A 4,215-nucleotide genomic window follows, 5' to 3' on the forward strand; every position below is an offset into this window, starting at 1 on the left:
GTCCGCGGTAACGGTTGCCGCGGCATTCGCCCGCCGAATTCCACCCAGAGCCAAAACGTCAGGAGACCCGGGAACTTCGGACACTGCGCAGCGTAGTCTCGGTGAAGCTTGTAGGCTTCGTGTGGTGTCAGTGATGCCAGAGGTTCGGAAAGCCGTAGATCATAAACTCAACCGTCTGCTCGCGGCGCTCGATCCCGCCGATTTTTCAAAAATCGAACCCTATCTCGAAGTCGTGGATCTCAAATCCGGGTCCGTCTTGTACGAGGCGGGCGAAACGGTGGTCGACGCCTACTTTCCCCATCAATGCGTGGTGTCCCTGGTCGCCGTCCTGTCCGACGGCGCCACGGCCGAAGTGGCCATGTTCGGGTGCGAGGGTGTCGTCGGCCTGATCAGCACGATGGTATCGCGCCAAACTTTCGGACGATATGTCGTCCAGGTGCCGGGCACCGCCTCCCGTCTTCCGCTGGCTCGTGCGCAGGAATTGTTCGACCAGAGCGAACCGAGCCGCATGCTTCTGCGCCGATACGGCGAAGCGTTGCTGGCCCAGACATTTCAAACGGTTGCCTGCACCGCGCTTCACGGAGTTGAAGAACGATGCAGCCGATCGATCTTGACGACGCAGGATCGGATCTCTCGCGATACGCTGCCGCTGACGCACGAATTTCTGTCGGAAATGCTCGGGGTCCAGCGGCCGACCGTCAGCCTCGTCACCCGAAAGCTGCAGGCCGCCGGCCTCATCCGGCAGGGACGCGGCGAGATCACCGTCCTCGACCGGGCCGGCCTCGAGCGGGTGAGTTGCGAATGCTATCGCACGATCCGTCGCAATTTCGAGAGGCTGCTGCCAGGGACCTATCAGGATCGCCAGTTCGAAGTGGTAGCGGTTCCTCCTTCGGAGATTCAGATCCGGCAAGGAAGATTTTAGGGGTCTATGTCATGTAATTGACAGACGTCGGGCGTAATCAAGAGGTATTATGCTCAAGCTCACTCAACATTATTGAGGACGTCCGCATGAACCGAGACGACGTGCACGGCTCTGGCGCGCCGGAATTGCCCCGGCCCCGCATGTATTCCCCATCGCTCCAACCCCTGCTCCAGTCGCTGATGTCGACGCTTGCCAACATGGATTTCGAATATGAGCGGGAACGCGAACAGATCTGCGTCGATCCGCGAGACGGAAGCCTGAAGCGCCGCGTCCTGCAAAAGCTTCATGAGCGACATGAGGAAAGGCGTCGCCCCTATGTCGATCAATTGACCTTGCTTCAGGACCGCATCAGCCAATCCATCACGTAAAGATTGCCTTCCAGAGGGTCTGACATGACGGATGAGGAAGTTGAAATTATCGCGCAGGAACTCGCCAAAATCGGCGGCACGTCATGGTATCCCGGCCGCGAGCCGGGCGCCATCCTGAGGCCCGTGACCGATCGGTACCGCGATCAGGCCCGGATCATAATCCGCACCTTCGACCATCTCCGCCACAACAGCTTGCGGGAACCGATCAGACCGGTGAACGAGCCGTCCTCCTGTCTCAGGGCGGGTTGATGCGATAGGTCTGGTGACAGGCGTTGCAATTCGCCCCGACCTGCTGAAAATTCGCCTGGAATGACGCGAGGTCCGTGGTTGATGGCGCGGCTTGGCCGGCGTCTTTCACGATTTTCGCCACGGCCGTTCGGAAGCCCGGCATGTCTTCCCAGATTCGCGGTGCCGCCTTGGTGTCGCCACCAGTACGGCTCTCGTCGGGAAACAACCCGGGAAAACGCTCCATCCTCTCGACGATGCCGGCAAAAACCTCCCGCGCCTTCGCCGGATCGAACGGAACCTCCCCCCGCACCATCTGGGTGGACAATCGCGCCGCCGCGCCATTGGCCTTCATCAATTCCCTGCGCTGCGCGATCACATCGGTTTGGGCAGCCGCCCCGGCGGCGATCACAAGGCCCAACGCCACACCTACCACCCGCTTCATGCCGGCCTCCTGTGCTGACCCCCTGACAACTCGTCACAGGCCGCTCGGGTTGCCACCTTGGCCGATCACGGAAGCGTGGCCGGGCGGCCGGGTTTCAGGATTTCAGCCGGTAGCCGGTCCTGAAGATCCACCAAACGGCGACGAGGCAGAGCGACAGGAACGCCAGCGTCATCGTGAGGCTGATGCCGATGCTCACATCGGACACCCCATAGAAACTCCACCGGAAACCGCTGATCAGGTAGACGACGGGGTTGAACAGCGTGATCGCCCGCCATACCGGCGGCAGCATGTCGATCGAATAAAAGCTGCCGCCCAGGAAGGTCAGCGGAGTGACGATCAGCAAGGGCACCAGCTGCAGTTTCTCGAAGCCGTCCGCCCAGATGCCGATGATGAAACCGAACAAGCTGAAGGTGACGGCGGTGAGAAGGAGGAAGCCCAGCATCCAGACCGGATGTTCGATCCGCAGGGGCACGAACAATGAAGCCGTCGCCAGAATGATCAACCCGAGGATCACGGATTTCGTCGCGGCCGCCCCCACATAGCCGGTGACGATCTCCACGAACGAGACCGGCGCCGACAGGACCTCGTAGATCGTGCCGGTGAAGCGTGGAAAATAGATCGCGAACGATGCGTTCGAAATGCTCTGCGTGAGCAGGGTCAGCATGATGAGGCCGGGCACGATGAAGGCGCCGTAACTCACCCCGTCGATATCGGCCATGCGCGAGCCGATGGCCGATCCGAAGACCACGAAATAGAGCGACGTGGAGAGCACGGGCGAGACGACGCTCTGCAGCAGCGTGCGGCCGGCGCGCGCCATCTCGAATCTGTAGATCGCCCGAATGGCGTGGAAATTCATCGATCGTCCTTCACGAGGCTGACGAAAATATCTTCCAGCGAACTCTGTTCCGTTCGCAGGTCCTTGAAGGCGATATCCTCGCGGGCGAGATCCTGAAGCAGCGCGGTGATGCCGCTGTCTTCCACCGCCGCGTCATAGCTGTAGACGAGTTCGGTCCGATCTTCCGACAAGGTCAGGTGATAAGGCAGAAGGGCTTCGGGAATGCGCGCGAGCGGCATCGGCAGTTGCACCGTCAGGACCTTCTTTCCCAGCCGGCGCATCAGTTCGGTCTTCTCCTCGACGAGGATCAGCTCGCCCCGGCTGATGACCCCGATGCGGTCCGCCATCTCCTCGGCCTCTTCGAGATAATGCGTGGTCAGGATGATGGTGACGCCGGAATCGCGAAGGGCGCGGACGACCTCCCACATGTCCCGTCGCAATTCCACGTCGACGCCGGCGGTCGGCTCGTCGAGGAAGAGGATCTGCGGCTCGTGCGACAGGGCCTTGGCGATCAGCACCCGGCGTTTCATGCCGCCGGACAGCGTCATGAGCTTGCTGTCGCGTTTGTCCCAAAGCGACAGGTCCCGCAGGATTTTCTCGATATAGACAGGGTCCGCGGGCTTGCCGAAGAGACCCCGGCTGAAACTCACCGTCGCCCAGACGGTCTCGAACGCATCCGCCGTCAGCTCCTGCGGCACGAGGCCGATCAGGGTCCGCGCCGCGCGGTAATCCCTCACGATGTCGTGACCGTCCGCCCGGACCGTCCCGGCGGTGGGGTTCACCAGACCGCAGATGATGCTGATCAGCGTCGTCTTGCCCGCACCGTTCGGTCCGAGCAGCGCGAAGATTTCACCCCGCCGGATCTCGAGATCGATGGATTTCAGGGCAATGAAACCCGACGCATAGGTCTTCGAGAGCTGCGAGACGGAGATGACGGGGGGCATACGCGATTCGATCAATCAGATGACGCTGGGGTGAAGTACCTAATCGGTTTTGCCCACGTTGCAAAGTTGCAGGGTTGGCCGAGGTCTAATCCGGCAGGCCGGCCCGCCGCAAACCCTCGCCGAAGCGCCCGAGATATTCGGGACTTGCCGGGATGATGCCGAGGAGCTGAGTCACGCTGACATCGGGAAAGGCCTCCCGCAATATCGCGACCGAGGCCCTCGCCCGATCGAGCCGCCCCGCCTGCGCGGCGGCGGCCGCGAGGATGCGGTGAGCCCAGATGGCGGCAGGTTGCTCGATAAGGCCGCGTTCCGCCCACTCCGCCGCCTGTTCATAGCGACCAGCCTGGAAATGCGCCGCGCCGATCCCGATCAGCGCATTGAACCGCATCGGATCGAGGGGCGTGAGCCGGAGGCAGCGCTGGAAGTGGTCGATCGCCACGTCCCCCTTGTCGAGATAGACGTGCAGCCAGCCGCTG

Annotated in this window: 7 protein-coding genes; 3 read left to right on the forward strand and 4 right to left on the reverse strand. The window is 61.9% G+C overall.

Translation table 11 applies throughout. From position 1 onward, the window contains the following. Window positions 1-133: 133 nt before the first annotated feature. The 3 genes from AC1DVM_RS22575 to AC1DVM_RS22585 all read left to right on the forward strand — a co-directional run bounded on the left by AC1DVM_RS22575 (window position 134) and on the right by AC1DVM_RS22585 (window position 1,539). Entirely contained in the window at window positions 134-922 is a 789-nt protein-coding gene (locus AC1DVM_RS22575) for a Crp/Fnr family transcriptional regulator (protein ID WP_477258289.1), read from the forward strand. A gap of 86 nt (window positions 923-1,008) precedes the next feature. Beyond that, complete coding sequence (locus AC1DVM_RS22580; protein WP_477258291.1) at window positions 1,009-1,290, forward strand: hypothetical protein; 282 nt, start codon at window positions 1,009-1,011, stop codon at window positions 1,288-1,290. A 24-nt stretch (window positions 1,291-1,314) separates the two neighbouring features. After that, complete coding sequence (locus AC1DVM_RS22585; protein WP_477258293.1) at window positions 1,315-1,539, forward strand: hypothetical protein; 225 nt, start codon at window positions 1,315-1,317, stop codon at window positions 1,537-1,539. Here AC1DVM_RS22585 and AC1DVM_RS22590 read toward each other — a convergent pair. From AC1DVM_RS22590 to AC1DVM_RS22605, 4 genes are all read right to left on the reverse strand, one after another. Beyond that, window positions 1,526-1,960 carry a c-type cytochrome gene (locus tag AC1DVM_RS22590; protein WP_477258295.1) on the reverse strand — a complete coding sequence of 145 codons (435 nt, stop codon included), beginning with the start codon at window positions 1,958-1,960 and terminating at the stop codon, window positions 1,526-1,528. The two genes, AC1DVM_RS22585 and AC1DVM_RS22590, sit on opposite strands and share 14 nt — an antisense overlap. Window positions 1,961-2,054: 94 nt before the next feature. Further along, entirely contained in the window at window positions 2,055-2,816 is a 762-nt protein-coding gene (locus AC1DVM_RS22595; RefSeq protein WP_477258297.1) for an ABC transporter permease, read from the reverse strand. After that, window positions 2,813-3,739 carry an ABC transporter ATP-binding protein gene (locus tag AC1DVM_RS22600; RefSeq protein WP_477258299.1) on the reverse strand — a complete coding sequence of 309 codons (927 nt, stop codon included), beginning with the start codon at window positions 3,737-3,739 and terminating at the stop codon, window positions 2,813-2,815. The genes AC1DVM_RS22595 and AC1DVM_RS22600 overlap by 4 nt, the downstream gene beginning before the upstream one ends. A gap of 85 nt (window positions 3,740-3,824) precedes the next feature. Next, window positions 3,825-4,215, reverse strand: a 391-nt coding sequence (locus tag AC1DVM_RS22605) for a tetratricopeptide repeat protein (RefSeq protein WP_477258301.1), incomplete at its 5' end; no start/stop codon positions are given.

The sequence above is a fragment of the Microvirga sp. P4_A5 genome, assembly GCF_056402495.1.